Origin of the sequence: Sorangium sp. So ce124 (assembly GCF_051525235.1) — a bacterium.
Classification (GTDB): Bacteria; Myxococcota_A; Polyangia; order Polyangiales; family Polyangiaceae; genus Sorangium; species Sorangium atrum.
Window position 1 is genome coordinate 11576360 of sequence record NZ_CP150312.1, and the last position, 25186, is coordinate 11601545.

General features: G+C 71.9%; 14 protein-coding genes. 8 read left to right on the forward strand and 6 right to left on the reverse strand.

Translation table 11 applies throughout. The features are described 5' to 3' along the window. Positions 1-33 precede the first annotated feature (33 nt). From pglZ to WMF19_RS43475, 3 genes are read left to right on the forward strand one after another with little or no spacing between them, the layout of a single operon-like run. Complete coding sequence (gene pglZ / locus WMF19_RS43465) at positions 34-2862, forward strand: BREX-2 system phosphatase PglZ (protein ID WP_437895743.1); 2829 nt, start codon at positions 34-36, stop codon at positions 2860-2862. Further along, the gene (gene brxD, locus WMF19_RS43470; protein WP_437895744.1) at positions 2862-4223 is read left to right on the forward strand and encodes a BREX system ATP-binding protein BrxD; all 1362 of its coding nucleotides are present in this window, start codon (positions 2862-2864) and stop codon (positions 4221-4223) included. The genes pglZ and brxD overlap by 1 nt, the downstream gene beginning before the upstream one ends. Before the next feature lie 7 nt (positions 4224-4230). After that, positions 4231-6402: a DEAD/DEAH box helicase gene (locus WMF19_RS43475; RefSeq protein WP_437895745.1), complete on the forward strand. Its 2172-nt coding sequence runs from the start codon at positions 4231-4233 to the stop codon at positions 6400-6402. A gap of 171 nt (positions 6403-6573) precedes the next feature. On the opposite strand, the gene WMF19_RS43480 is transcribed toward WMF19_RS43475, so the two are convergent. The 3 genes from WMF19_RS43480 to WMF19_RS43490 form a co-directional block, all read right to left on the reverse strand. After that, positions 6574-12291 carry an AAA family ATPase gene (locus WMF19_RS43480; RefSeq protein ID WP_437895746.1) on the reverse strand — a complete coding sequence of 1906 codons (5718 nt, stop codon included), beginning with the start codon at positions 12289-12291 and terminating at the stop codon, positions 6574-6576. A 469-nt stretch (positions 12292-12760) separates the two neighbouring features. Next, positions 12761-14194 carry a hypothetical protein gene (locus WMF19_RS43485; protein WP_437895747.1) on the reverse strand — a complete coding sequence of 478 codons (1434 nt, stop codon included), beginning with the start codon at positions 14192-14194 and terminating at the stop codon, positions 12761-12763. Further along, positions 14191-15744, reverse strand: a complete 1554-nt coding sequence (locus WMF19_RS43490; protein ID WP_437895748.1) for a YncE family protein — start codon at positions 15742-15744, stop codon at positions 14191-14193. The genes WMF19_RS43485 and WMF19_RS43490 overlap by 4 nt, the downstream gene beginning before the upstream one ends. A gap of 563 nt (positions 15745-16307) precedes the next feature. Here WMF19_RS43490 and WMF19_RS43495 point away from each other — a divergent pair. Next, positions 16308-17168, forward strand: a complete 861-nt coding sequence (locus tag WMF19_RS43495; RefSeq protein WP_437895749.1) for a fibro-slime domain-containing protein — start codon at positions 16308-16310, stop codon at positions 17166-17168. 96 nt (positions 17169-17264) lie between these two features. Here WMF19_RS43495 and WMF19_RS43500 read toward each other — a convergent pair whose 3' ends face one another. Further along, positions 17265-17597, reverse strand: a complete 333-nt coding sequence (locus WMF19_RS43500) for a hypothetical protein (RefSeq protein ID WP_437895750.1) — start codon at positions 17595-17597, stop codon at positions 17265-17267. A gap of 131 nt (positions 17598-17728) precedes the next feature. Between WMF19_RS43500 and WMF19_RS43505 the strand changes: the two genes are divergently transcribed. Continuing rightward, positions 17729-18853: a S8 family serine peptidase gene (locus WMF19_RS43505; protein WP_437795850.1), complete on the forward strand. Its 1125-nt coding sequence runs from the start codon at positions 17729-17731 to the stop codon at positions 18851-18853. A gap of 37 nt (positions 18854-18890) precedes the next feature. Here WMF19_RS43505 and WMF19_RS43510 read toward each other — a convergent pair whose 3' ends face one another. Further along, positions 18891-20852 (reverse strand): hypothetical protein, encoded by a 1962-nt coding sequence (locus tag WMF19_RS43510; RefSeq protein ID WP_437895751.1) that lies wholly within the window; start codon positions 20850-20852, stop codon positions 18891-18893. A gap of 494 nt (positions 20853-21346) precedes the next feature. Between WMF19_RS43510 and WMF19_RS43515 the strand changes: the two genes are divergently transcribed. After that, positions 21347-21724 (forward strand): RNA recognition motif domain-containing protein, encoded by a 378-nt coding sequence (locus WMF19_RS43515; RefSeq protein WP_437546021.1) that lies wholly within the window; start codon positions 21347-21349, stop codon positions 21722-21724. Positions 21725-21909: 185 nt separating this feature from the next. Here the strand turns inward: WMF19_RS43515 and eno are convergent, their stop codons facing one another. Further along, positions 21910-23205, reverse strand: a complete 1296-nt coding sequence (gene eno, locus WMF19_RS43520; protein WP_437325518.1) for a phosphopyruvate hydratase — start codon at positions 23203-23205, stop codon at positions 21910-21912. Positions 23206-23411: 206 nt separating this feature from the next. Between eno and WMF19_RS43525 the strand changes: the two genes are divergently transcribed. Together WMF19_RS43525 and WMF19_RS43530 are read left to right on the forward strand one after the other, a co-directional pair. Continuing rightward, a complete protein-coding gene (locus WMF19_RS43525; protein ID WP_437895752.1) occupies positions 23412-24053 on the forward strand; it encodes a DotU family type IV/VI secretion system protein in 642 nt (213 codons plus the stop codon). Then, positions 24050-25144, forward strand: a complete 1095-nt coding sequence (locus tag WMF19_RS43530) for a type VI secretion system protein (protein ID WP_437895753.1) — start codon at positions 24050-24052, stop codon at positions 25142-25144. Before WMF19_RS43525 ends, WMF19_RS43530 begins: the two co-directional genes overlap by 4 nt. Positions 25145-25186 lie beyond the last annotated feature (42 nt).

Consider the following 25186-nt stretch of genomic DNA (forward strand, 5'->3'; position numbering starts at 1 on the left):
TCGACGGGGCCGCGCCGCGGCGCGGAACAGCCCATGAGCCTCGATCTGCCGACGCTCTCGACGAGCGACCTCCAGGAGGAGCTCCGTCAAATCCATCGACACACGCGCCGCTCGTATACGGCCGCCGTCGCCTGCCGGGGTGAGCAGGGCAAGGTCAGCGTGGATCTCGACGACAAGAAGGTCCTGTTCCGCGTCGAGCCGGTGCGATCCGAGCTGGAGATGCGGCGGGTGCTCGCAGAGGACGGGGAGGACCCGGTGGTCCTCCTCGTCGACTTCGAGCAGCGGCTACCCGCGGATCTCGCGGGGCGCCTCGCCGGAGGCAAGGTGCACCCGGTCGATCGCGGGCGCCAGCTCGCGCGGATGTTCGGCGCCACGGCCACCAGCGCCGAGCTGCAGGCGTGCCGGCCGCTCTGCGACGCGCTGCGCGCGCGGGCGGTCCCGTCGTGGCGCATGCAGGGCAGCACCGTCGATCTCGAGACGGCGTGGCGCGCGCTCCTCGCGCGGGACGCGGGCATCCCGTTCGAGGGCGCGCTCACCGAGGAGCGCGTCGTCGACTTCTGCGCGTCGTCCCCGGTCGCGCCGGCGTTCGTGAAGGCGCTCGCGGACAACGGCCCTCTCCGGACGGCGCTGCTCGAGCACCTCGGCGAGGCCAGCGGGCCGGTGGCGGCGATCGCCTGGCGCGCCTGGGAGCGCGGCGAAGGGCGCGCCGTGGCGGCGCTGGCGCTGGTGCTCGAGGTCGCCGCGAAGAAGCTGTCGGGGCACGCCTACCTGCTCGGCCAGGTGCGGACCGCCATGGCCCGCCTGGATCCCGAGCTGCGGAAGCTGTCGCCCGACGCGCCGCTGTTCGCGCGCTGGGGCGAGCTCGGCCCGGTGATGGCCCGGCGGCTCGCGCCCCCGGTGCTCGACCGCGCGCTGGCGGACGCGGATGCCATCCTCCAGGACGAGCCGGTGGCCGACGTGCTCGTCGAGAGCCGCTGGCTCCCCGGGGCGTTCGAGCTCTCCGCGAAGGCGCTCGGAGACGCCCTCGTCGCAGCGACGGCGAACCCCACGCCGGACGCCATCGAGCGCGCGGACGAGGCGAGCAAGCGGCTCCAGAACCACCGCCGCGCGCGGGTGGACGACTCGAACGAGAAGCGGCTCGCGACGCGCGCCGAGATGGCGCTCAAGCTGGTGGCCTACCTCGGGACGCGCCCGCAGCTCGAGGCCGAGATCCGCGAGCTCGGCGACCACGATCGGATGCGCTCCCTCGCCGAGCACTACGCCGAGCACGGGGCCTATGTCGACGCGGCCAGGGCCGTCGCCCGCGGCGAAGCGGCGGGCGCGCTCGCGCAGGCCATCCAGGCGGTGCTGACGGCCGTGGACGCGGCCCGCGACCTCGACGACGAGCGGTTCGCGAGCGGGCTCGCTTCCTGGGTGCAGGCGGGCTCGCCGGGCTCGTCGCGGGTGGTGCCGATCGAGCGGGCGCTCGACGAGTTCGGGGTCGGCTTCCTGAAAGAGAAGCGGCATCGGAAGCTCCTCGTGGTGCTGCTCGACGGCATGGCGTGGGCGAACGCCGTGGAGCTCTTGACGAGCCTGGAGGAGGCCCATGTCGCGCCGATCCGGTGGAAGCGCGGGAGGCTGCCGCCGGTCCTGGCGGCGCTGCCGACGGTCACGACGGTGAGCCGCGCGGCCCTGTTCAAGGGCAAGCGCCTCGATCCGGGCGAGGCCGAGGATACAGGGAAGGATCCGGCGCGCTTCGCCGGGCACAAGGGGCTGACGAAGCTGCTCGATCAGGCGCCGCAGCTCTACCTGCGCCCCGACGTGGAGACGACGACGGGGGAGCTGTCGAAGAAGGCGGCCGCGCTTGTGCAGTCGAAGGACCGCGTCGTCGCCGTGGTGGTCAACGCCATCGACGACCAGCTCAAAGGCAGCCGGCAGATGCGTGTACCGTGCGACCTCGCGCACATCAAGCCGCTCGGCCCGCTGCTGCAGGAGGCGACCGACGCGGGCCGCGCCGTGCTCCTCATCGCGGACCACGGGCACGTGCTCGGCGCCCGGCTCGCCTCGGTGAGCGCTCCCGAGGCCGGCGCCAAGCGCTGGCGGCCTCTCGGCGTGAACGACGCGCCCGGACCGAACGAGGTCTGCGTGTCCGCGGACAGCACGTGGCGCCCGCGCGGCAAGGCGAAGGTGGCGCTGCTGTACCGTGAAACGGAGGCCTATGGCGGGAGCGCGCACGTGGGCGAGCACGGGGGCGCGTCGCTGGCAGAGGTCGTGAGCCCGGCGATCCTCGTGGCGTCCGACCGGCTGCGACAGCGCATCCAGATCGAAGAGGGAGAGGACGACGAAGCGCTCGAGGTGACGCCGTTCCAGAGCCCGCCGTGGTGGGACCTGCGCGTCCGGAAGCCCGCCGTACGGACGGTCCCCGCCGACGCGGTGGTCGTGGCGGAGCCGCCTCCAGCGCCGGCCAGGCAGCTCTCGATTCCGCTGGTCGACGTGGCGGCGCCGAAGCCGATCAAGGAGCGCAAAGACGCCTCCAGGCCGGCGGCGGCTGCCTCCGGTGCGCCCGCCGCGGCGCGGAAGCCGGGCCCGAGCGCGACATTGGCGAAGTCGAAGCTCCTGAAAGAGCGGCAGCGCGAGCGCGGCGCCGAGCCTCGCGCGGTGATGATGGCGTGGATCGATGTCCTGGCGGCGCACCAGGGCAGGATGGGGGCAAGGCTCTTCACGCACGAGGTGGGCCTGCTCGCGCACCAGGCCGGAGGAGCTGTGTCCGAGATGGGCGAGTGGCTCAACGTCGATACGTACCAGGTGGTGTCCTACGATCGCGTGGCGCAGGAGGTCCTGCTGGATCTGGACCTGTTGCAGGGGCTCTTCGGAGCGGATTGATGGCGCCGCCGAGCCTGATCCGACGCCGCGAGATCATCGCGGCCCTCCGTAACGGGACGGTCCCGCGCCGCGGGCTCGAGCTCTTCGCCGTGGGTCTCGGGCGGTTCGACGCCGCGATCGAGGAGGAGCTGGGGCGGGCAGCGCTCGGCGAGGGCGTGTTCAAGGCGGTGCGGGGCGAGTACGGGACGGGAAAGACGTTCTTCTCGCGCTGGGTGCAGCACCGGGCGCAGCAGGCGGGCTTCGCGACGTCGGATGTGCAGATCTCCGAGACGGAGACGCCGCTCTACCGGATGGAGACCCTTTACCGGCGCGCCCTCGAGAACCTGCGGACGCGTGAGTGGGAGAGCGGGGCGTTCAGGTCGCTGATCGACAAGTGGTTCTTCACGCTGGAGGAGGAGGTCGCCGGGAGGCCTGGCTTCGATCCGGAAGCCGAAGGCGGGATGTCCGATGCGGTAGGTGAGCTCCTCGAAGCGAGGCTGTCCGAGATCAAGGCGACGCACCCGCAGTTCGCCTCGGTCCTGCGGGCCTGCCATCGCGCGCGGGTGGAAGGGGATGACGCGACGTCCGAGGGGCTGCTCGGCTGGCTGATGGGCCAGCCCAACGTGGGCGCGGAGCCGAAGCGCGCCGCGGGGATCAAGGGCGAGATCGATCACTTCGCCGCCTCGGGCTTCCTCCGCGGGTTGCTCGTCGTGCTCCGCGAGACGGGGCGAAAGGGGCTGCTCCTGGTGCTCGACGAGGTCGAGACCGTGCAGCGGATGCGCGCCGACTCCCGCGAGAAGAGCCTGAACGCGCTGCGCCAGCTCATCGACGAGCTCGACGGAGGCCGCTACCCGGGGCTTTACGTGATGATCACCGGGACGCCCGCCTTTTATGACGGCCCGCAGGGGGTGAGGCGCCTGGCGCCGCTGGAGCAGCGGCTTCACGTCGACTTCACCGGCGACCCGCGGTGGGAGTCCGCGAAAGCGACGCAGATCCGGCTGCACCCGTTCGATGTCGACCGGCTCGTGGAGGTGGGGCGGCTGGTGCGGGACCTCTATCCGGCCCAGGCGCCCGAGCGGGTCTCCGCGCGGGTGACGGACGAGGTGGTCCGCGACCTCGCCGTGGGCGTGACCGGCTACTTTGGCGGCAAGGTCGGCGTCGCGCCGCGGATCTACCTGCGAAAGCTGATCGGCGAGCTCCTGGACAAGGTCGACGAGCACCCGGAGTACGACCCGGCGAAGCACTTCAAGCTGGTGGTCGACGCGCGCGAGATGACCGCGGAGGAGCGCGCCGCGGCGGGCGTCGAGTCGTCCGTCGGCGACCTGCCGCTGGAGGCGGGTGACGGCTCGTCGGGCGGCGCGGGGAGCCACGAGCTCGAGTGAGCCGACCATGACGAGCTTCGACAGGCTTACCCCGGCGCTCCAGTACCAGATCGTCAATACGCTGGGGTACGCCAGGCTGCGGCCGGTGCAGGAGCTGACGATCGGTCCCGTGCTCGACGGGAAGAACTGCGTCGTCCTCGCCCCGACCGCCGGCGGCAAGACGGAGGCGGCGTTCTTTCCGTTGCTCTCGGCGATGGACGCCGCCGACTGGCGCCCCACGTCGGTGATCTACCTGTCCCCGATCCGGGCGCTGCTGAACAACCAGGAAGAGCGGGTGACCCGGTTCGCGACCACGCTTGGCCGGCGGGTCGCGAAGTGGCACGGCGACACCGGGCAGGGCGCGCGCAAGGCGTTCTTGAGCGATTCGACGGACATCTTGCTCACGACGCCGGAGTCGCTCGAGGCGATGATGATGAGCCCACGGGTCCCGGCGAAGCGGGTCTTCGCGGGCCTGCGCGCGGTAATCATCGATGAGGTGCACGCGTTCGCCGGCGATGATCGGGGCGCGCACCTCGCAGCCTTGCTGGAGCGCCTGTCCCGCTTTTGCGGCAACGACGTGCAGCGGATCGGGCTGTCCGCGACCGTGGGCAACCCAGAGCAGATCCTGGCCTGGCTGCAGGGGCGGTCGCGGCGACCCGGGACCGTGATCTCGCCGCCGAGGGAGGCGAGCGCCCCGCGGCTCGAGCTCGACTCGGTCGAGACGATGGAGAACGCGGCGTCGATCGTGCGCAGGTTCCACGCTGGGAGCAAGCGGCTGGTCTTCGTGGACTCACGGCGTGGGGTCGAGGAGATCGGCACCCGCCTGCGCCGCGACGGCGTCGACGTGTACATGGTCCACGGCTCCCTCTCCGCGCCGGAGCGCCGCGACGCCGAGCGTGCCTTCGCCGAGCGGACCGATTGCGTCATCGTATCGACGAGCGCCTTGGAGCTCGGGATCGACATCGGCGATCTCGACCACGTGATCCAGATCGACAGCCCTTCCACGGTGGCGAGCTTCCTCCAGCGCCTCGGCCGCACGGGGAGGCGCGCCGGCGCCCAGGCCAACTGCACGTTCCTGGCGGTCAAACCCGCTGCCGCTCTGCAGGCCGCCGCCCTGATGCGGCTGCACCGCCAGGGTTACGTGGAGGATGTCCGCGCCGAGCGCCGCGCGGCGCATATCCTGGCGCATCAGCTCCTCGCGCTCTGCATCGAACACGGCGGCATCGGTCGCGGCGACTGGTTCGCCTGGCTCGACGGGGCGACTTCCTTCGCGGATATCGGCCCCGAGGAGCGCAGCGCCCTCGTGGACCACATGCTCGAGGAAGGCATCCTCACCGACCAGGAAGGTCGCCTGTGGCTCGGCCCGGAGGGCGAGAAGCTGTATGGACGTCGCAATTTCGCCGAGCTCTACGCCGTCTTCTCCACCCCGCGGCTCATCCGCGTGCAGCACGACACGCACGAGGTCGGCACTGTCGACGCGTCGTTTCTCGAGGCCCTTGACGGCGATGCCAGTCGGACCGCCTTCTCGCTCGGCGGCCGCGCCTGGCAGGTGGTCCATATCGCGTGGGGCCGCGGCCTGTGCCACGTGAAGCCGGCGGACGCCGCGCCGAGCGCCCGATGGAGCGGCAGCCCGACCTTTCTGGGCTACCGGCTCTGCCAGGCGATGCGCGAGGTGCTCGTTCAGGAGGGGTATGATCCGGGCTGGTCGGCGCGCGCGCGGCTCTTGATAGACAGCTTGAGGGTCGAGCACGCTTTTCTCCGTGAAGCGGACGAGTCCAAAGGCCCCTCGCCGATGGTGGACGACGGTGGGAATACCGTGATCTGGTGGACCTTCGCCGGTGGGAGGGCGAACCTCTTGCTGGCGCGCATGATCGAGGCGGAGCTCGGGGGGAAGTGCGTCTCGAGGAACACCTCAATCACGTGCAAGGAGGAGGCAGGGAAGAGCCATGCGGCGCTTCGGCAGGTCGTGCGCAAACTGGCGGCGGAGGGGAGGCCGAACGACGCGGACGCGCGCCGCTGGGCCGACGCCGCGGCAGGAAGAGGCAGGGTGTCCAAGTTCGCGCCGTGCCTGACGGAAGAGGCGCTGACGGCGTACCTGGTAGAACGGATGATGGATGTGGAGGGGGCGAGGGAGGCGGCGAGGGCAGGCGCGGGGTTCGCGGGATCCATCGGGCAATCAGCTGTACCCGCTTCTTCGTAAGCTCCCGTCCTCTCTCGACCTTCCGTGTCGCTTTCGCTTCGAGCGCCGCACCCTGGCCGGCGGCTGAGCCCGTATCACACGAATCTGCACCCCGCTATGGGGTGCCGGCCCGATCGCACCGCCGGAACACCGCGGCGGGCAGCATCTCGGGAGATGTGAAGGAGCGCCCTCCTAGCGAATCGATCCTATCGAATCGTTCGAGAGAGCCGGCGCGCTCGGCGACACCGGCGGTCCGGCGCCGGGGAGCTCGACGGTGAACGTGGCGCCGGCGCCGGGCGCGCTCTCGACACGGATCGAGCCGCCGTGCGCCTGCGCGATCTGGCGGCTGATGTAAAGGCCGAGCCCCAGCCCGCCGTAATGCCGGTCGGACACGGCGCGCTCGAAGCGATCGAAGATCCGCTCCTGGCGCGCCGGGTCGACGCCGATCCCGTGATCCTTCACCGACAACCGCGTTGTCCCGGCCTCCTCGCCGAGCACGATCTCGATGGGCTTGCCCGCGCCGAACTTGATCGCGTTGGCGACGAGGTTCGTGACGATCTGGTCGACGCGGGAGCGATCCCACAAGCCCACGTTCCGGCCGCTGGTCCTCAGCGAGACCGAGCACCCGGCGCGCGCCAGATCGAGCTCGAACCGCGCGATCACGTCGCGCACGACCGCACCGAGGTCGACCTCGGCGACGTCGAGCGAGACCCGATCCGTGTCGATCCTCGAGACCTCGAGGAGCTCGCTGTTCAGGCGGGCCAGGCGCATGGCCTGCCGCAGCGCGCGGTCGACCTGCCTGCCCATCGCCGGCTGGTCGCAGGGCCGACCCGAGCGAAGGCTCCGATCCATGGCCTCGAGCGAGAGCGTGAGCGACGTCATCGGCGTGTTGAGCTCGTGCGTCGCCACGGTGAGGAACTCGTCCCGCATGCGGATGGCCTCCTGGGCAACGCGGTACAGCCGCGCATTGTCGATCGCGAGCGCGGCCCTGTGCGCCACGTGCCGGACGAGCTCCAGGTCGGCCTCCCCGTAGCGGCGCCCCGGCGCGGACGAAACGACGCTCAGCGCCCCGATCGGCCGTCCCCGCGCCATGAGCGGCACCGCGATGGCGCTCTGCACCCCGAGCTCGCGGATGAGCCTCGCATGCTCGTCGTCTTCGCAGTATTTCCGGAGCTCTTCCTCGCAGCACCCGGAGATCAGCAGCGGCTCACCACACCGCAGCGCCCTGGCCGCCGGATGGGGCGAGTCCAGGGCAGGAGAATACCGCCGCCGTAGCTGCTCGAGCAGCGATTCCTTCGCAGGATCCGTGTGCGCCCAGATGCTTCGCCGGATCTGCTCGCCTTCAACGACGTCGGTGATGCACCAGTCGCAGAGCGATCGCACCGCGAGCTGCGCGACGCGCGCCAGCGTCTCCTCGTAATCGAGCGACCCGGAGAGGATCTCCCCGGCCTCGGCCAGGAAGGCCGCACGCCGCTCCGCCGCCTCGGCCCCGGTCCTCGCGGCGTGTTCCTTGGAGAGGAGCCGCGCGTTCTCCAGGGAGATCGCGGCCTGCGCGGCGAGCAGCGACAGGGCGGTGAGCCGCTCCGGCGGGAACGCGCCGGCGAGGAGGTCGTTCTCGAGATAGAGCAGGCCTGCCACCTCCGCCTGCCTCAGGATGGGCATGCAGAGGACCGATTTGGGCTTGTGCCGCGCGAAGTACTCGTCGCCGGAGAACTTGCCGGCGAAAGCCTCGGTAGGACTCAGGATGACGCACTCCTTCGTTCGTTGCGCGTAACGGACGAGCGACATGGGGACGCGCCGTGAAGCGCCTTCCGAAGAGCACGGGAGGAGGGTCTTCACCTCCCCGCTCTCCTCCAGGATGGCCTCGGCTCCGATGGAGAGGCGCTCGTCCTGATGCAGGACGAGACAAGCTCGCTGCGCGCCGCCCTGCTCGAGGACCACCGTGAGCAGCGTCCTCAGGAGCTTGTCGAGGACGATCTCGCCCGAGATGGTCTGTGACGCCTTGACCATCGAGAGCTGATCGAGCTGATCGAACCGCGCCGCGAAGGAGGCGGTCGGGGCGAGCGGCCTCGCGTCCCAGAGACGCGGATTCTGCTGATCGATGTGCCGGACCTTGCCGTCCGCCCCCCAGCGGACATAGCAGGCGCGGGCCTCGCGGAGGTAGGTGTCGGCGATCAGCTCGAACCGTCGCTCGCGGTAGAACCCCGACGCGATCTCGTAGGCCAGCGCCTCGTCGTGGACGAAGCCGCTCGCGCGCGCAGCGCCGATCGCCTGCTCGTAGAGCTGGGCCGCGTCGTCCCATGCGCCGCGGAGACGCGCGATCTCGGCGCCGATCAGCGCCGCCCTGTCGCCGAAGTTCTCGGGGCAGCTCTCCGCCCATGTGTCGATCTGCCTCTGGTGGGCGGCGAGCGCCTCGAGGTGCAGGCGCCGCTCGGCGGCGTCCGCCGCGCGGCAGCGCGCCGCACGCACGAGCGCTCCATAGAAGTGGTACTCGGCCACCTCGAAGAACGAGCCGGACGTCCAGAGGAGCGGCCGCGCCTTCTCGGCGGCCTCGAGCGAGCCGTCGAGATCGCCCGCGTGGAAGCGCGCTTGCAGCTTGCGTATCCAGTACCAGCAGGCGGCGATCGCGAGGCGCGGATCGCCCTCCAGGCGCTGCTCGAACCGGCGCTCGTCGAAGTCGGCGTCGTTGAACGAGGAGGGATCGGGCAAGAGGCCCCGGAGGGCCCGGATGAGCCTGAGCTGCGCGGTGACGATGTCGACCTCGAGGCCGAACCGCGCCCGCTGCACGAAGTCGAGCGCGCGCTCGGCCTCTCGCTGCACCTCGCAGAGGGGCTCTCCCGCGGCGAGGAGGATCGTGATCAGGCAGCTCTTGTTGTACGACGCATACGTGAGGTCCCCGGTCTGCTGCCCCGCCTCGAAGCCCCGTCGCAGGAGCTCGACGCCGGTGCGCATGTGCCTCACCCACGGGTTGACCCGGTGCCCGAAGCCCAGGTAGACGCGGGATTTGAAGCGCAGGGCCCCGCGGCGCTCCAGCAGGTCGAGGCCGAGCCTGGCGAACCGGTAGGCCATGCGGTAATCGCCGAAGCGCGGCCCGAGGAGCATGCCGAACCAGGTGTACGCGAGGCATGATGCGTCGCTATTGCCACACTGGAGGCTGAGGTTCGTCATGCGCGTCACGACGAGGCAATTCAGGTTCGCGTCCGTGAACAGGGCCGGCGACTGCGCGTGGGTCAGGACCTCGAGGGTCGCGCGGCACTCCGGGTCCGTCATCCGAGGTGAGTCGATGAGATCCTCGACCGGACGGCTCCCGAGCAGCTCCCAGACTCGCTCGTATTCCTTCCGTACCTCCTCGTCCGTGGGGTGCGGCGACCACGCGATGCCGACGCGGCGGAGGTAGTCGAGGCCCACGTCGACGCCGCGATCGCTGCGGTCCATGGTCGTGTAGAGGCCGAGGCGCACGCACGCGACGGAGGCCAGATCGACGAGGCTCACGGCGCGGCGCGAGAGCGCCGAGAGCCGCTCCTCGGCCGACGAGAGATCGCCGGTGAGGTACTCGCACTCGGCCCGATGGAGCTCGAGCTCGAAGGTGAGCTCGTACCGTCGCTCCCAGCAATCCTCCGGGAGCAGCGCCCTGCCGACGGCGAGGTACCTCAGCGCCAGGGCGCAGGCGTTCGACCCCCTGGCGCGCTTGCCCGCGATGAGGTTGAGCTCGGCCACCCGCTCGCGCTCCGCCCGTGAGGTGATCAGCGGAGCGCCGCGGTCGAGCTGATTGACGATCTCGAAGATCTTCTCCTCGACCTCCTCCGGCGCCGCGCGCGACGCGAGCAGCCGGCCGATTCCGAGGTGCATCGCCGGCCGCTCGTCTTCGGGGATGAGCGAATAGGCGGCCTCCTGGACCCGGTCATGGAGGAACCTGTACGAGGCGTCCCTGCGCAGGACCAGCCCCGCGCGGACGGCATCCCAGAGGTCCGCGTGTGTCTCCTCCACCGATCTTCCGCGGACCATCGAGAGGAGGTCGACGCCGGCGGTGCTTCCGAGACAGGCGAGGTGCTTCAGCGCCTCCTGGGTGCCCGGAGGGAGCCGCACGAGCTTGCCGACCATCAGGTCGATCACGTTGTCCGTGAAGCCCTTTTCGCGGATCTTCGCCACGTCCCATCGAAAGATCTCGGCGCGCTCGTCGAGCTCGATGAGCCGCTCCTCGTGCAGCGCGGTGAGGAACTGGATCGCGAAGAAGGGGTTGCCGGCCGTCTTCTCGTGGACGAGGGCCGAGAGCTGCGCGGCGTCCTCGCTGCGGCAGCGGAGCGCGTCGCCGACGAGCGCGCCCAGGTGCTCCAAGGAGAGCGGGCCGAGCACGATGTCCGAGACGCGCGCGCCGTCCTTTCGCGCCTTGTCGAGCGCCACCATGAGCGGGTGCGAGGGCGTCACCTCGTTGTCGCGGTACGCGCCGACGAAGAGGAGGTGGCGCACCTCGGGGTGGGTCACCAGATCATGGAGGAGCCCGAGGCTCGCGGGGTTGGTCCACTGGAGATCGTCGAGGAAGAGCACGAGCGGGTGCTCCTTCCGGGCGAACGCCCCGATGAAGCTCCGGAACACGACGCGGAACCGGTGCTGCGCCTCGGCCAGCGGGAGCTCAGGGACCTGCGGTTGCCGGCCGATGACGAGCTCGAGCTGCGGGATGACGTCCACGATGAGCTGTCCGTTGGGCCCGAGCGCGTCGAGCAGCCGCTGCCGGAAGGCCGCGATCCGGTCCTCAGGCTCGGCGAGGATCTCGCACACGACCTCCCGGAAGGCCTGGACGAGCGTGAAGTGAGGGACGCCGCGTTTGCATCGTTCGAACTTCCCCGAAAGAAACAGGGCTCGTTCCCGGATGATCGGCTTGCAGAGCTCGTGAACCAGGGCCGACTTTCCGCTGCCGGAATAGCCGGAGACCAGGACGAGCTCGGGGGCTCCCGTGTCCGCGACGCGCTCGAACGCGCGCCGCAGGGCGCTCACCTCGCGCTCGCGGCCGTAGAGCTTCTGCGGGAGCTGGACGCGGCCGGAGACGTCGCGCTCGCCCAGGGAGAACGGCTCGATCCTGCCGCACGCTCGGTGCTGCGAGAGGCACCGCTCGAGGTCGTGCCAGAGGCCGCGGGCGGTCTGGTAGCGATCCTCCGCCATCTTGGCGAGGAGCTTCAGGACGATCGCCGAGAGGACCTCGGGCACCCCCGGGACGACCGCGGAGGGAGGCGGCGGGGCGAGGGCGACGTGGCAATGCACCCACTCGAGCGGATCCCGCGCCTCGAACGGCAGGCGCCCCGTGAGCATCTGGTAGAGTGTGACGCCGACCGCATAGAGATCTGCGCGGCTGTCGATCGCCCGGTTCATTCGCCCCGTCTGCTCCGGAGACAGGTACGGCAAGGAGCCTTCGATGAGCCGGGGAGTCCCCACCGGGGGCTGCTCGCGCGGGAGGCGGGAGGCAAGACCGAAGTCGGCGAGCTTCACCTCGCCCGTGGTCGCGTTGACGAGGATGTTCTGGGGCTTGAGGTCCTTGTGGAGGATGTCCCGCTGGTGGAGCTCCGCCACGCAGGTGACGAGGCGGACCGCGAGCTCGAGGAACCGCCCGGCGCTCATGGGCGCGTCGATGACGATAAGGCGATCGAGCGACTCGCCGCCGAAATCCTCCATGACGAGCGCCGGCAGCCCCTCGAACGTCTCCAGGGCGAGCGGCTCGACGAAGGCCTCGTGGCGGAGCGTCTTGCCCATCGTGTACTCGCGCCGGAGGCGCTCGATGTCCTGCGAGCAGCCGCTCCTCGGGTCGATGACCTTCAAGATCACCGGGCGGCCATCGGCGTTCCGGACCGCGCGAAGCAAGCGGGTTCTGCCGCCCTCGTGGAGGGTCCCGGAGATCGTGTACGGGAAGGGAGCGCGCATCTCCTCCGGCAGCCTCACGAGGACGACACGCCTCGAAGCGCTGGCGCCGGTCGGCCGGGTGGAACATCGGTATCGTCGGCAAACCCCGAGCTGCCGAGCCCGTGTGCCGCCCCGAGGGGACTCAGCCACACGATCGGCCTGCGCGCGCGCGCGCGGCTCCCGCCGGACACCGCGCCGCCGGCCCCATGCTCCCGCGATCGTACCAACGTCAGGTCCCTCCCGTATCGATATCGTATCGATACCACGACAACCCCGCTGCGCTCGTCCCTGGGCGGCCGGCGCCCGGCAGGAGGGGATTCACCAAGCGATCGGTCGGCTGCTCGGGCCGCGGGATCACCGGACGGGCGGGCCGGCGCCGGAGATGTCCGTCACCCGCGCGCCGCGGAACGTCGCAGTCACACGCCGGCCCTCCAGAGGAGCCGCGGGCGCGCTCCGCGCGGCGGAGCGCCGCCCGCCGCCGCGGCCGGGCTTACTGCTCGAGCACCGTGATCGACCGGTCCCAGTACGACGCGACCACCGCCCGCGCGCCGTCCTTCGAGACCGCCACGGCGCACGCGCCCTTGCCCGTGGGCAGCGACGCGACGACCCGCGGCGGGTCGCCCGCGATGACCGCGACGCCGCTGCCGACAGGCGGCCACTGGGTCCCGCCGAGCGCCACGAAGAGCGTCTTCCGGTCGGGCGACGTCACGCCCGTCAGCGGCACCCCGCGGAGCGGGAGCGTGCTCTTCACCGCCATCGTCGACAGGTCGATGACGCTCGCGGTCCGCGCCTCGGCGTCGAGCGTGATGCCGTAGCGGTCCTCGTCGAGCAGAAAGCCCGCGGTCGGCCCGACGCCGACGGGCGTCTTCCTCGTCTCGGTCACCCCGGCGACGCTCAGCAGGATCGCCGTGTTGGACAGCCGATCAGGGAAGAACACGGCGCCGCCGTCCCTCGTGATGTCGCCCTCGCGCGGCTCGCGCCCGACCGCGATGCTCCGCCGGGTCGCGCCGAACGGCGACTCGCTCGGATCGAACAGGTCGATCCACGCGCCCGCCGGCCGGCCCGCGTGCGTCAGCGCGCCGAGCGCCGCGATGTAGGGGCGCCCCTCGGCCTGCACGAGGAACAGCTGCCCCGTGGCGTGCGGGAGCGTGATGTTCGCGAGCCGCACCCCCGTCGGCAGCTCGAACTTCGTCACGCGCTTCGTGTCCGTCGTCGCCGCGACCACCGTCCTGCCGTCCGGCAGCGCCACGATGTCGCCCGGCGTCCGGCCGACGTCGAGCAGGACCGGATCGCGATCCCACGCGGTCGTGTCCATCACCGGGATCCGCGCGGCGTCCTCGTGCCGCAGCACCGCGACGTAGCGGTCGAACAGGAGCCGGATGTGGTCGCCCTGCGCCGGCATCGACGCCTTGTGGATGAGCTCGCCGCTCTGGAGCTTGTACTCGCGCAGCGAGGCGTCGTCGGCGCTGACGTAGATCGACGCGCCGCTCGGGTTGAAGACAACGTCGAGCGGGTGCACGTCCCCGATCCGGAACTCGCGGGCGCGCCAGCGGCCCTTCTGCTCCGCCGGGGGCGGCGCGGGCTCGGCGGCGTCGGGGCCGAACGCAGCGGGGTCCGGCGCGTCGTCCAGCGTGTCGCGCGTGTCGCGCGCGGCGCGCGAGGCGGCGCCCTCCGGCGCGAGCGCGGTCAGCGGCGGCGCCTCGCCGACGGGCGACTTCAGGCTGGTCAGGGTGGCGATGATCACGGCCGCGACGCCGCTCGCCACGGTCACCGCGGCCCGCGCCAGGCGCGGCTCGCGGCCGGAGAGCGACCCCACGGAGCCGCGGTGGCCCTCGCCGAGCCACCCCTTGCAGGCGCGGCACTTGCGCGCCCCCTCGACGATCCGCGCGCCGCAGCTCGGGCACGGGACGCGACGCTCGCTCATTGCAGCACCCATGCGACCTTGGCGCGATCGCCGAGCGCGAGCGCCGAGCCGCCGTCCGGGGCGAGGCGGACCCGCGTCGGCTCGCCGCCGAGCGGGTGGACCTTCGCCGCGTAGCTCTTCAGATCGACCAGGGCCACCGAGCCCGCCCCGTCGCCGCTCAGCGCGACGACCGCCTGCGCCCCGTCCGGAGCGACGGCCATGTCGAGCGCGCGGCCGGGGAACGTGACGGCGCGGAGCAGCTCGCGCTTCGACAAATCGAAGACCTGGATCGCCCGCCCCTCGTTGCACCGCACGATCGCGCGCCGGTCGCTCCGGACGAGCGCGATCTGCTCCGGCTCCCGGCACGTCGTGATGCGCGCCTCCTGCCGGACCGCGCCCGACGGGAGCCAGGTGAGCGGCACCAGGGTGTTCTCGGCCCGGAGGGCCACGAAGCCCGCCGAGCCGTCGGGGATCATGAGCGCGCTGGCCGGGTTGCCCATCATCGAGGTGCGCACGCGATCCTGCTCCGAGCCGAGCCGGCTCGGGTCGAACGGATAGGCGACGCCGCCCGCCGGCTCGCGCTGGCCGGGCAGCGGGAGCTGGCCCGTCGTCGTGATCGCCCGGCTGCCGCTGTCGTCCACGGCCACGGGGCCTACGGCGTCGTCGCCGAACTGGATGCGCTCGATCTCGGCGTGGTACTCGGTCGCGAGGATCGCCACCGCGTGCGCCGCCGGCAGCGAGGCGAGCGCGCGCCGGCCCGAGGCGCCGACCTGGATGTCGCCCACGGCCTCGCCGAGCTCGATCGTCTTGAGCAGCCGCGTCGTGGCGGCGTCGATCACGTAGATGCGCGAGGGCGCGGTCGCGTAAACGACGTCGCCCACGCGGTGCAGGCGCCGGACGTGGGGCGCCTCGGAGACGAGGCTCAGCGCCTCGCCGGTCCGGGAGCTGCGCACCTCCAGGCCGGCGGACAGCGCGACCACGAAGCGGTCGCGGTCGAGCGGGAGCGCGTCGAGCGCGTCCTTGGGGAGCGAGAAGGGCCCGGCGATCGAGGGGGCGTGCGCGTCGGCCAGGTGGCCGACGTCGTTCGGGCGCTGCCAGACGCAGCGGCCGAGCTGGCACGACTCGCCGCTCCAGCACGGCGCCCCGCACACCGGGGCCGGGGGAGCGACAGGCGACGCGGCCCTGGACGGCGCGAACCGGTGGGGCGCCAGGTAGCGGAGCGCGCCGCCGGTGCTGATGAGCCCCAGGATCGCGCCGATCGTGACGAGCGGGCGCCAGTGGAGGGCGAGCCAGCTCGCATCCTTGGGGGCATCGGGAATCGAAGGCGCCGTCGCTGGCCGCCTGGGCGCGTCGGGCGGCTCCCCGCACTCGGGGCAGAGGGCGACCCCGGCGGCGATGCGCTCGAGGCAGACTGGACAGACCGCCTGGCCGGCGCCGGCGCCGGTCGATCGCCGGGGCAGCGGCTCCGTCCACGGGACAGGCACCGGGCTCGCCTCGGCGGCGTGGCGAGCCTCCCGCGCATCAGCGTCGCTGGAGCCGGGCTCGATATCGCTCCGCGTCTCGTGGTCCACTGCGCACCTGCGTCTCTTCCGTGTCCGTGACGAGCGGTCCTCGCGTAACCCGAGCGTGCCCGGAAGTCGAGCCCCTCGTGCCGGCGCAGCCGCTCCGGCGACGTGGCCCAAGCCACGAACGACCCGCGCCGTGGACGAAACGACGTGGCTGGAGAATCCCACCGCCGCGAAAGGCGCCTCGCGCGGCGGGCGAGGGTCGCCGGCGCAGCCGAGGGGAACATGGTTGTGGCCGTCAGCTCGGGAGTCGGCCGGCGGACGTCAGCTCGGGAGTCGGCCGGCGGACGCCGGGTGGCCGAAGCGTCGGTATCGCCGAATTGACGTGCTCCCCGCTCCCGGGGCGCCTGTGCGCCATGACTCGTCCGACGAACACCGCCGAAAGAAAATGTCAGCGCCATCAAAAGAATAGGCACATTTGCCGGGTGCAATTCCACCAGATAACGCACCACGTCAGCACGCCGGGAGGACGTTATCATGCTAATTTGCCGCAGGGGTCTTGGGACGGCGTTCTTAACACGAGGTTGGCGATGAAAAAGACGGCTGGGTGCGTGGCGGCGCTTGCGCTTATGGGTGTGCTGAGTGCGTGCAGCGCGGTGGACAATCAGGGGAACAGCAGCGGAGGCGATACGTCGTCGCAGGCAGCTGGGCCCGGCGGGACCGGCGGGCCCGGCGGGACCGGTGGGCCCACCGGGACGGGCGGCTACGATGACAGCTTCGGCTCGGTCAACCCCAGCGTCGGCAGCAGCGGTGTCGGCGGGAACCCCGGGGGGGACCAGGAAACCGGCAAGTCGTGCGACGGCAAGTTCACCGGCCGGGTGCGCGACTTCCAGGAGGCGCACCCCGACATGGAGCCGCAGGACGAGGGCAAGTGCATCAACTGCGACGATCACATGATCGTCACGGACACCCTCGGAGCGGACCTGAAACCCGTCTATGCCGGCGCGGCCGACGGCACCAGGACCACGACCGGCAAGGAGAACTTCGACGTGTGGTTCCGCGACACCGAGGGCGTGAACATGCCGATGAACCTCACGCTGCAGTTCGAGGACCCCGAAGGCGACGGCGTGTGGACGTACAACAACCGGGAGTTCTTCCCGATCGACGAGGCGCTGTTCGGCAACGAGGGGCGGCCGCACAACTACCATTTCACCTTCGAGATGCACATGGGCTTCGAGTACAAGGGCGGCGAGCAGTTCACGTTCGCCGGCGACGACGACGTCTTCACGTTCATCAACGGGAAGAAGGTGGTCGACCTCGGGGGCATCCACGCCGAGGAGCTCGAGGTCGTCGACCTCGACGAGCTCGGGCTCGAGATCGGGAAGACGTATCAGCTCGACTTCTTCTTTGCCGAGCGCCACGTGACCGACTCCCACTTCCGGATCGACACCTCGATCGAGTTCCTCAACTGCGGCATCCAGGTCAACTGACGCCGGCGAGGGGCGCGCGCCGAGCCGTCGTCGCCTCCCTTCGAGCCACCAAGCCCATCCGGAGCGCCGCGGCAGAGCGCGCCTCCCGCCGCGCGCTCAGCCGTCCGCCGGCCTCGGCACCGTGACGAGCCCGTACGTCCCTGCGCCGCTGACCTGGATCCACGCGCGCACCACATGGATCGACCGCCCCGCCCGCGCCACGGCGGCCACCGCGTCGCCGAGGTCGCGCGCGCACGCGGCGTGCAGGTCGTCGGTCGTCTCGTGATCCTCCGCGGAGCGGCGGATCCAGACCGCCGTCGACGGCATCGCCGCGCCCTCGTGCCTGTCCTGCCAGCGCCTGCCGACGAGGTGCGCCCGGAGGAGCTTCCTCGCTTCCGGCGGCGTGTCCGGGTGGAGCTCATACACCATCGTCGCGATGAACGACCTCATGCGCCCGAGCCTGCCGGAGCGGCGAGCGCCCGTCCAGACGGCGCGCTGCATGCGTCCGCCGGACGAGCGGGCGGGCTCGCGCGGAGTTCCCGCGAGCGGGGGCGGTGGAACGGTGAAATAGTGTCCCGCCGATGCCTCCGAGCGACCTCGACCCCCGGCGTATCCTGCCCATCGCGGACCGCCTCCACGCGGACCCCGGCTACGCCGGCCGCGGCGTCACCATCGCCTTCCTCGACTCCGGCTTTTACGCCCACCCGGACCTCACAACGCCCCGGAACCGCGTCCTCGCCTACCACGATCTCTTCGCGCCCGAGGCGGGGCCGTCGGCGCTCGAGCACGGCGACGCCTCGTCGTGGCACGGCATGATGACCTCGGTGGTCGCCGCCGGGAACGGCGCGCTCTCCGACGGGCGCTTCCGCGGGCTCGCCTGGGAGGCGAACCTCGTGCTGGTCAAGGTCGGCTTCGCCCACCGCATCGTCCATGACGACATCCGGCGCGGCATCGAATGGGTGATCGCGCACCGCGAGCAGTACGGGATCCGTGTGCTCAACATCTCCTGCGGAGGCGATTACGAGGAGTCGTACCTGACCGGGAGCCTGTCACGCGCCGCGGACGAGGCGACCCGGCACGGCATCGTCGTCGTGGCCGCCGCGGGCAACGCAGGGCACGACCCGGGGCACCGCGTCCTGCCGCCGGCCAGCGCGCCGAGCGTCATCGCCGTCGGGGGGCTCGACGACGGCGGCGCAGGAGAGCAGACGTGGAACTACCACTCTTCGTACGGCCTCACCCTCGACGGGCTGCAGAAGCCGGAGATCATCGCGCCGGCGATCTGGCTGGCGGCGCCCATCCTGCCCGGGACGCCGACCGCGGCGCAGGCGCAGCTCCTCTCGCTGCTCGACAGCGCCCTGGACGAGGAGCTGCCCGGGCTGCTCGTCGAGCACGCGTGCGTCGATCCGGACCTCGACGCCATCGCCGGCCGCGAGCCGTACCTCGTGCGCCAGCTCGCGGCGGCCAAGCTGCGCGATCAGAAGGTGATCTCCGGCCATTACAAACACGTGGACGGGACGAGCTTCGCCGCGCCGATCGTGAGCAGCGTCGTGGCGCAGATGCTCGAGGCGAACCCGCGCCTCTCCCCGCAGCAATGCCGGCGCATCCTGATGAAGACCGCGCGCGGGCTGCCCGGCATCGCGGCGGAGCGGCAGGGCTTCGGCGTCGTGCAGCCCCGCGCCGCCGTGGCCGCCGCGCGCGCCGCCTGAGCGGGAGGCCCGGCGGCGAGCCCCTCTCCTGCCTCGCTCACTGCGGCACGGGGAGCGCCTTCTCGGCCCATTGCGGGATATGGTTGCCCGTCGGATGGGCCATGTCGTCGTTCTGCCGGGGCATCCACACCGGCGCGAAGCTCGGGTCGCCGCCCTGCGCCCCGCCCGGCGAGAGCGTCACGGCCGCGAACCAGAGCTGCGGCGTGGTCGTGCCGTCGCTCGACCCGGCGAGGCGCAGGCCGTAGGGGCGCCGCGATGAGAACGCGACCCAGTAAAGGTTCTTGCCACGGTAGGTGTCGTGGCTCGGCCCGAAGCGCGGCCACGAGTTCGCCCAGGTGTCATCGCCGTTCGCCCGGGCGAGATCGACGGGCGCGCCCCCGTCGACCGGGATGATCTGGAGCCGCGCGGAGTTGTCGTCATAGGTGTCGCACGGGTCGTTGCCGTAAGGCCCGTTGCCGGGCGGCCCGTCGCAACGCGACGTGTTGAACACGACGAAGGCGCCGTCGTCCGAGATGGCAGGATAGTAATGGCTCCTGTCCTGCGCGCGCGGCACGAGGGCCCGCGGCGCCTCGAACGCGCCCGCCCCGTCCGAGCGCGCGATCAGGATCTGCGCGCCCCGGACCGTGTCGCCGTAGAGCTCGTCGCCCGCGCCGTTCTCCCCCGGCTGCCACGCGACGAAGGCGAGGTGCTTGCCGTCCGGCGACCAGAACGGCTGCGTCAGCCGCTCGCCCTCGTCGGTCGTAGGCGCGAACAGATCGCCGAGCGCCTCGAGCGTCTCGTCCGCGCGGCGGAGCGTCAGCGCGCCGCGGAAGGCGTTGACCATGAGCTCGCCGTCCGGCGAGAACGTGGTCATCGTGGCGAATCCGGCGGCGTCGGTGTTGCGGAGGGCGATGATGTCCGCGGTCGCGACGTCCACCAGCGCGAACGAGGACGGGCCGCTGCCGCCGAAGGTGAGCGCCATCTTGTCGCCGGCCTGCGCGAGGGCGTGGCAGCCCATGCAGGGCATCTCCTGCCCGTTCGCCAGCGGCGGCGACTGCTCGTTCTCCCAGAACAGCTCGGGCGGGCTCGCCGCGTCGTCGAGATCGTAGCGGTAGATGGCGGCCGACTGGAGCGTGGTCCCGTCGGTGCGCCAGTAGTACAGGCCGCCGGAGAGCGCCGCGCTCGCCCACCGGACGTCGATGGCCGCGCTCTCCCCGAGCTCGGCCCCGTCCTCGGCGGCGAGGCGGACGCGCGTCTCCATCACCTCGCCCTCGCTCGTGCGCACGAGCATCGGGACCACCGCCGCGGGGAGCGCCATCGCGCACCCGCCTTCGTCCGGCAGCGGCTCGCAGGCGCCGACCAACCTCAGATCGATGAGATCACCCACGATCTCGATCCGGCCGACGCGCTGCCCGACGCTGCCCTTGCGCACGTGGACCTCGACCTCGCCGATGTTCGACGGGAAGAGCGCGCCGTCGAGGGGATAGGCGATCGCAGGGGCGCTCGCCGCCTCGGGCGCGCCGTCGAGCGCGGCGCTCGCGCCGGGGGGAGCTCCGGGCAGCGCGACGGTGCCGGCGAGCTTCACGGTGACGTCGGCGCTCGCCGTGAGGGGCCCGTCGGCGGCGATCACCCGGACGCGGCCGGGCGAGGCGGTCGTGAGCTCGCCGGCGTCCACGCGGGCGAAGAGGTCGCTGGTCCCCCAGCTGACCTGCGCCGTGACGTCGCGCTCGGAGCCGTCCTGGAAGCGGCCGATCGCCGCGAGCTGCACGGCGGCGGACTCGCCGTAGGCGAGCGCGACCGAGGCGGCGCCCGGCTCGACGCGCAGCGAGACGAGCCCCTCCACGGCGCCGCTGCCCGAGGAGCCGCCGCCGCCCTGCGCCCCGCCCGAGGGCGCGCCGGCGCCGTCGCCCGAGGAGCACGCCGCCGCGGAGGCCGCGATCGCCGTCGCCAGGGCGAGGAGGAGCGCCCCTCGATTCACCGTGCGCGGGCCTGCCCCCGCCGAGAACACGCGTGGCATCATGATCTGACCTCCGGGTCGAGCTCCGAACAGGCAAGGTACCATGCCGATCTGGCGGCCGGCTCGCCGGGGCTTCAAGCACGAACGGTTGGAAGAGGGCCCGGAGCCCTGTTCGTCCACATCGCACGGAGCATCGCGGCACGAGGCGCACGCCGTATCCCGACGCGGGTGCGCGCCTTCGCCCGCCGCGCGTCGGGCGGCGGGCGGCGGGCGGCGGGCGGCGGCGACCCTCGGCGCTCGGTCGCGGTCATGAACAGGCAGACGCGGCCAGCCTGGGGGAATACCTTGCGTACCCCGTCGCCGGCCGGTAGCTTCCGGAGCGCCTCAAGGCTCGTTCGTCCTCGACCTCTGATCCGGCCGCCTGCTGCAACGTGGTTGCCTCGTCCGAACGTGGGGTGACGGCCGGTCGTCGGGGAGCGTTTTCGCGTGCGGCCCGCGGCACGATCCGGGCCGTCCGCGAGGGAAGCGGGGATCGTGCAACGGGATTGGCGGCAGACATGAGCAAGCGGCTTTATGTGGGGAACCTGGCGTTCCATTCGACGGAAGACAGCCTGCGCACCGCGTTCGAAGGGGCCGGCGTCGAGGTGCTCTCGATTCAGTTGATGACGGACCGCATGACCGGGCAGTCGCGCGGGTTCGGGTTCGTCGAGGTGAGCGATGCCCAGGCGCAGGCGGCCATCAATGCGCTGCACGGCAAGGACCTCGACGGCCGTACCCTGACGGTCAACGAGGCGCGCGAGCGCACCGGCGGCCCCGGCGGCGGCGGCGGCGGCGGAGGCGGTGGCTTCCGCGGGGGTGGCGGAGGCGGCGGCCGTGGAGGCGGCGGCGGCGGGCGCGGCGGTGGCCGCGGCGGTGGCGGGCGCGACCGCTGGTAGCGCTGCAAGGTCGACCCCGACGGCGCGGTCAGCGCCGCGCGGGGCGTCTCGCCGCCGCGACCACGGACGCCGGGGCGCGGAGCGCAGGGGAATCCCCCAGCAAATAAAGCAAGGAACGCCAGCGCGAGGGCGCGGCGACCCGCGCAGGAGCCCGGCCACCCTGGCCGGACTCCTGGCGGGTGGGACTAGCTGGAGCGCTTCGCCCCGGGGCGGCGGAACGGCGCGCGGCCGGCGAAGACCTGGCCGTCGCCGAGCGCGTACGAGATCCGGAGCAGCTGGTTGTACTTCGCGACACGATCCGAGCGGGACGCGGAGCCGGTCTTGATCTGGCCCGCGTTCGTCGCGACCGCGAGGTCGGCGATGAACGTGTCCTCGGTCTCGCCCGAGCGGTGGGAGATGATCGACCGGTAGCCGCCCTCGGCCGCCTGGCGGATGCAGTCGAGCGTCTCGGTGACGGTGCCGATCTGGTTCAGCTTGATGAGGATGGCGTTGGCGAGGCCGTCCTCGATGCCCTTCGCGAGGCGCGCAGGGTTCGTCACGAAGAGGTCGTCGCCGACGAGCTGGACCTTCTTGCCGAGGCGCTCGGTGAGCAGGCGCCAGCCCTTCTCGTCGTTCTCGGCGACGCCATCCTCGATGGACACGATCGGGAACGCCTTCGCGAGCTCGTCGTAGATGGCGACGATCTCCTCGCGGGTCTTCGACTGCTTGTCGAAGGTGTACCGCTCGGTCTTCGCGTCGTAGAACTCGCTGAGCGCCGAGTCGAGCGCGACGCCGACGTCCTCGCCCGGGCGGTGGCCGGCGGCCTCGATGGCGCGCACGACGTACTCGAGCGCCGCCCGGTTCGACGGGAGGCGCGGGGCGAAGCCGCCCTCGTCGCCGACGGCCGTGACCATGCCGTCCTTCTTGAGCAGGCCCTTCAGCGTGTGGAAGATCTCGGCGCCCGTGCGCAGCGCCTCGGCGAACGACTCGGCGCCGTAGGGGACGATCATGAACTCCTGGATCTCGAGGCCGTTGTCGGCGTGCACGCCGCCGTTCAGGATGTTCATGAGCGGCGTCGGGAGGACGCGCGCCGCGGCGCCGCCGAGGTAGCGCCAGAGCGGCAGGTCGACCGTGTCCGCGGCGGCGCGGGCGGCGGCCATCGAGACGGCGAGGATGGCGTTGGCGCCGAGCTTCGACTTGTTGGGGGAGCCGTCGGCCTGGATGAGCACCTTGTCGAGCTCGGCCTGGTCGAGCGCATCCATCCCGAGGACGGCCGGACCGAGGACGGTCTCGATGTTCTTCACCGCGGTGAGGACGCCCTTGCCGAGGAAGCGCTTCTTGTCGCCGTCCCTGAGTTCGACGGCCTCGTGCTCGCCGGTCGACGCGCCGCTCGGCACGGCCGCGCGGCCCGTGCCGCTCAGCGTGGTGACCTCGGCTTCGACGGTGGGGTTGCCGCGCGAATCGATGACTTCGCGCGCGATGACGCTCTGGATCTCCGACATGACCTCTCCTCAAGGGGGTCGCCTTCGCGCGACCCCGGCTGCTCTCGAAGGGGGCTCGAGAAGCGGGCGGAGCATAGGCACGGCCCTCCCCGGATGTCGACGCTCCGGTGCACCCGCGGCGCACGGCGCGGCCCGGCGCCGCCGTCGACGGTGAACGCGCGCCCGGGTCGACGGTCGGTGCGCGCCTGGCGTAAGCTCGCGCCCGCGTGGAAACGTCCATCGGCGTCTTCGGTGAGGAGATGCTCCTCTGGCTCTGCATGCTCCGCCAGTCCCCGCGGCGGCCGCCGGCCGATCACGTGCTGCGACAGGCGAACCTGCTGCTCGAGGAGCTGAAGGGGTCCAGGCTCGCGCAGGAGATGCCGGTCGCGTCGGTCGACGACGGGATGTTCGCGGTCGCCGCGTGCGCGGACGAGATCGCGATGTCGCTGCCGGACCTGCGGCCGGTCTGGGCGCAGCGCCCGCTCCAGGCGTCGCGGTGGACGACCAACAACGCGGGCGTCGAGTTCTTCGAGCGGCTGGAGCGCGTCCGGAAGGGCCCGCTCCCGGTGATGGCGACGTACGCGTGCGTGCTCGGGCTCGGCTTCCGCGGTCGCTACGGGCTGCCCGGGCAGAACACCGACGAGCTGCTGCGGATCCGCCGCGATCTGTCGCTCAAGCTCGGCGTGGATCCCGATCGGGACTGGAAGGGCGGGGTGCTCAAGCCGGTGCAGGTCGAGGGCGTCACGGTCCAGCACCTCCCCACCCTGTCGTTCTGGCGCTCCATCCTGGTCGGGCGGGCCCTGGCGTCGCTCGTCGCGATCGCCGGCGCGCTCGCGCTCGCGTGGACGATCGCCCAAAGGGTCCGATGAGCGGCTCCTTCGTTTACGAGCTGGCGAGCGTCCACACGCTCGTCGAGCAGGCGAACCTGGACAGCAGCCAGGGGATCTACGCGGTCCCCTGCTACCTGGTGCTCGGCGAGCCCGGGTCGGGCCGCTCCACGGTGATCCGCTCGATGAACCTGACGTGGCCCGTGAGCGGCGGGCAGCTCCCGATCGGCGTGCCCGGGGCGCGGTGCTCTTACTGGCTGGCGAAGGAGGCGCTCTTCATCGAGCCGGAGGCGTCGGTGCTCGGCCCGCGGCGGGAGCCGGCCGAGCTCTCGCGGCTCTGCGACGAGCTGCGCCGCTCGCGGGAGCGCGAGCCGATCGACGGCATCCTGCTCGTGCTGAGCATCGCGGAGTTCGTCGAGCTCGACGAGCAGGGGCTCGACGCATACGCGAACCGCATCCGCGCGTACCTCGTCGAGGTCGGCCGCGCGCTGCGCGCCGACGTGCCGACGTACGTGGTGCTGTCGCGCTACGACACGCTCTGGGGCTTCGCCGAGGTGTTCCAGTGGACCGCCGAGCGCGGGCGCGAGGAGCCCTGGGGCTTCACGCTCCCCCTCGAGACGAGCCCGGACAACGCGGGGCCGCGGATCCTCCAGGAGCTCGAGGGGCTCAACGCGCGGCTGGAGTCGACCTGCCTCGCGCGGGTGAGCTCGGAGGACGCGCCCGAGGCGCGGACGCGGGCGTTCCAGCACCTGGCCGAGGTGCGGGCGCTGATGCCGCGGCTGCGGCAGCTCTTCGGGGTGATCGCGATGGCGAACGCGTTCGAGCGGGCGCCGTGGCTCCGCGCCGTGGCGATCGGCAGCGCGATGCCGGGCATGGGGGACCGGCTCCGCGCGGGGGTGACGCGGTTCATGAACATGGGGCTGGCGCAGCCGCCGAACGTGGCGGTCGCGATGCGGCCGGGGGGGCTGCCGATCCACGCGACCCTGAGGGCCGTCGTGCTGCCGGAGCGGGACATCGTGCCGCTCCGGCAGCGGTGGCGGGACGACCGGTTCACGCTGGTCTGCTTCGTGGGCGGGCTCTTGCTGCTGCTCGCGGCGGGGCTCACCGAGATCATCCTGCGCTACGCGATGTGAGCGGGCGCCGAGGGCGGCCCCGCCGGCCTCGGCCGTCCAGTT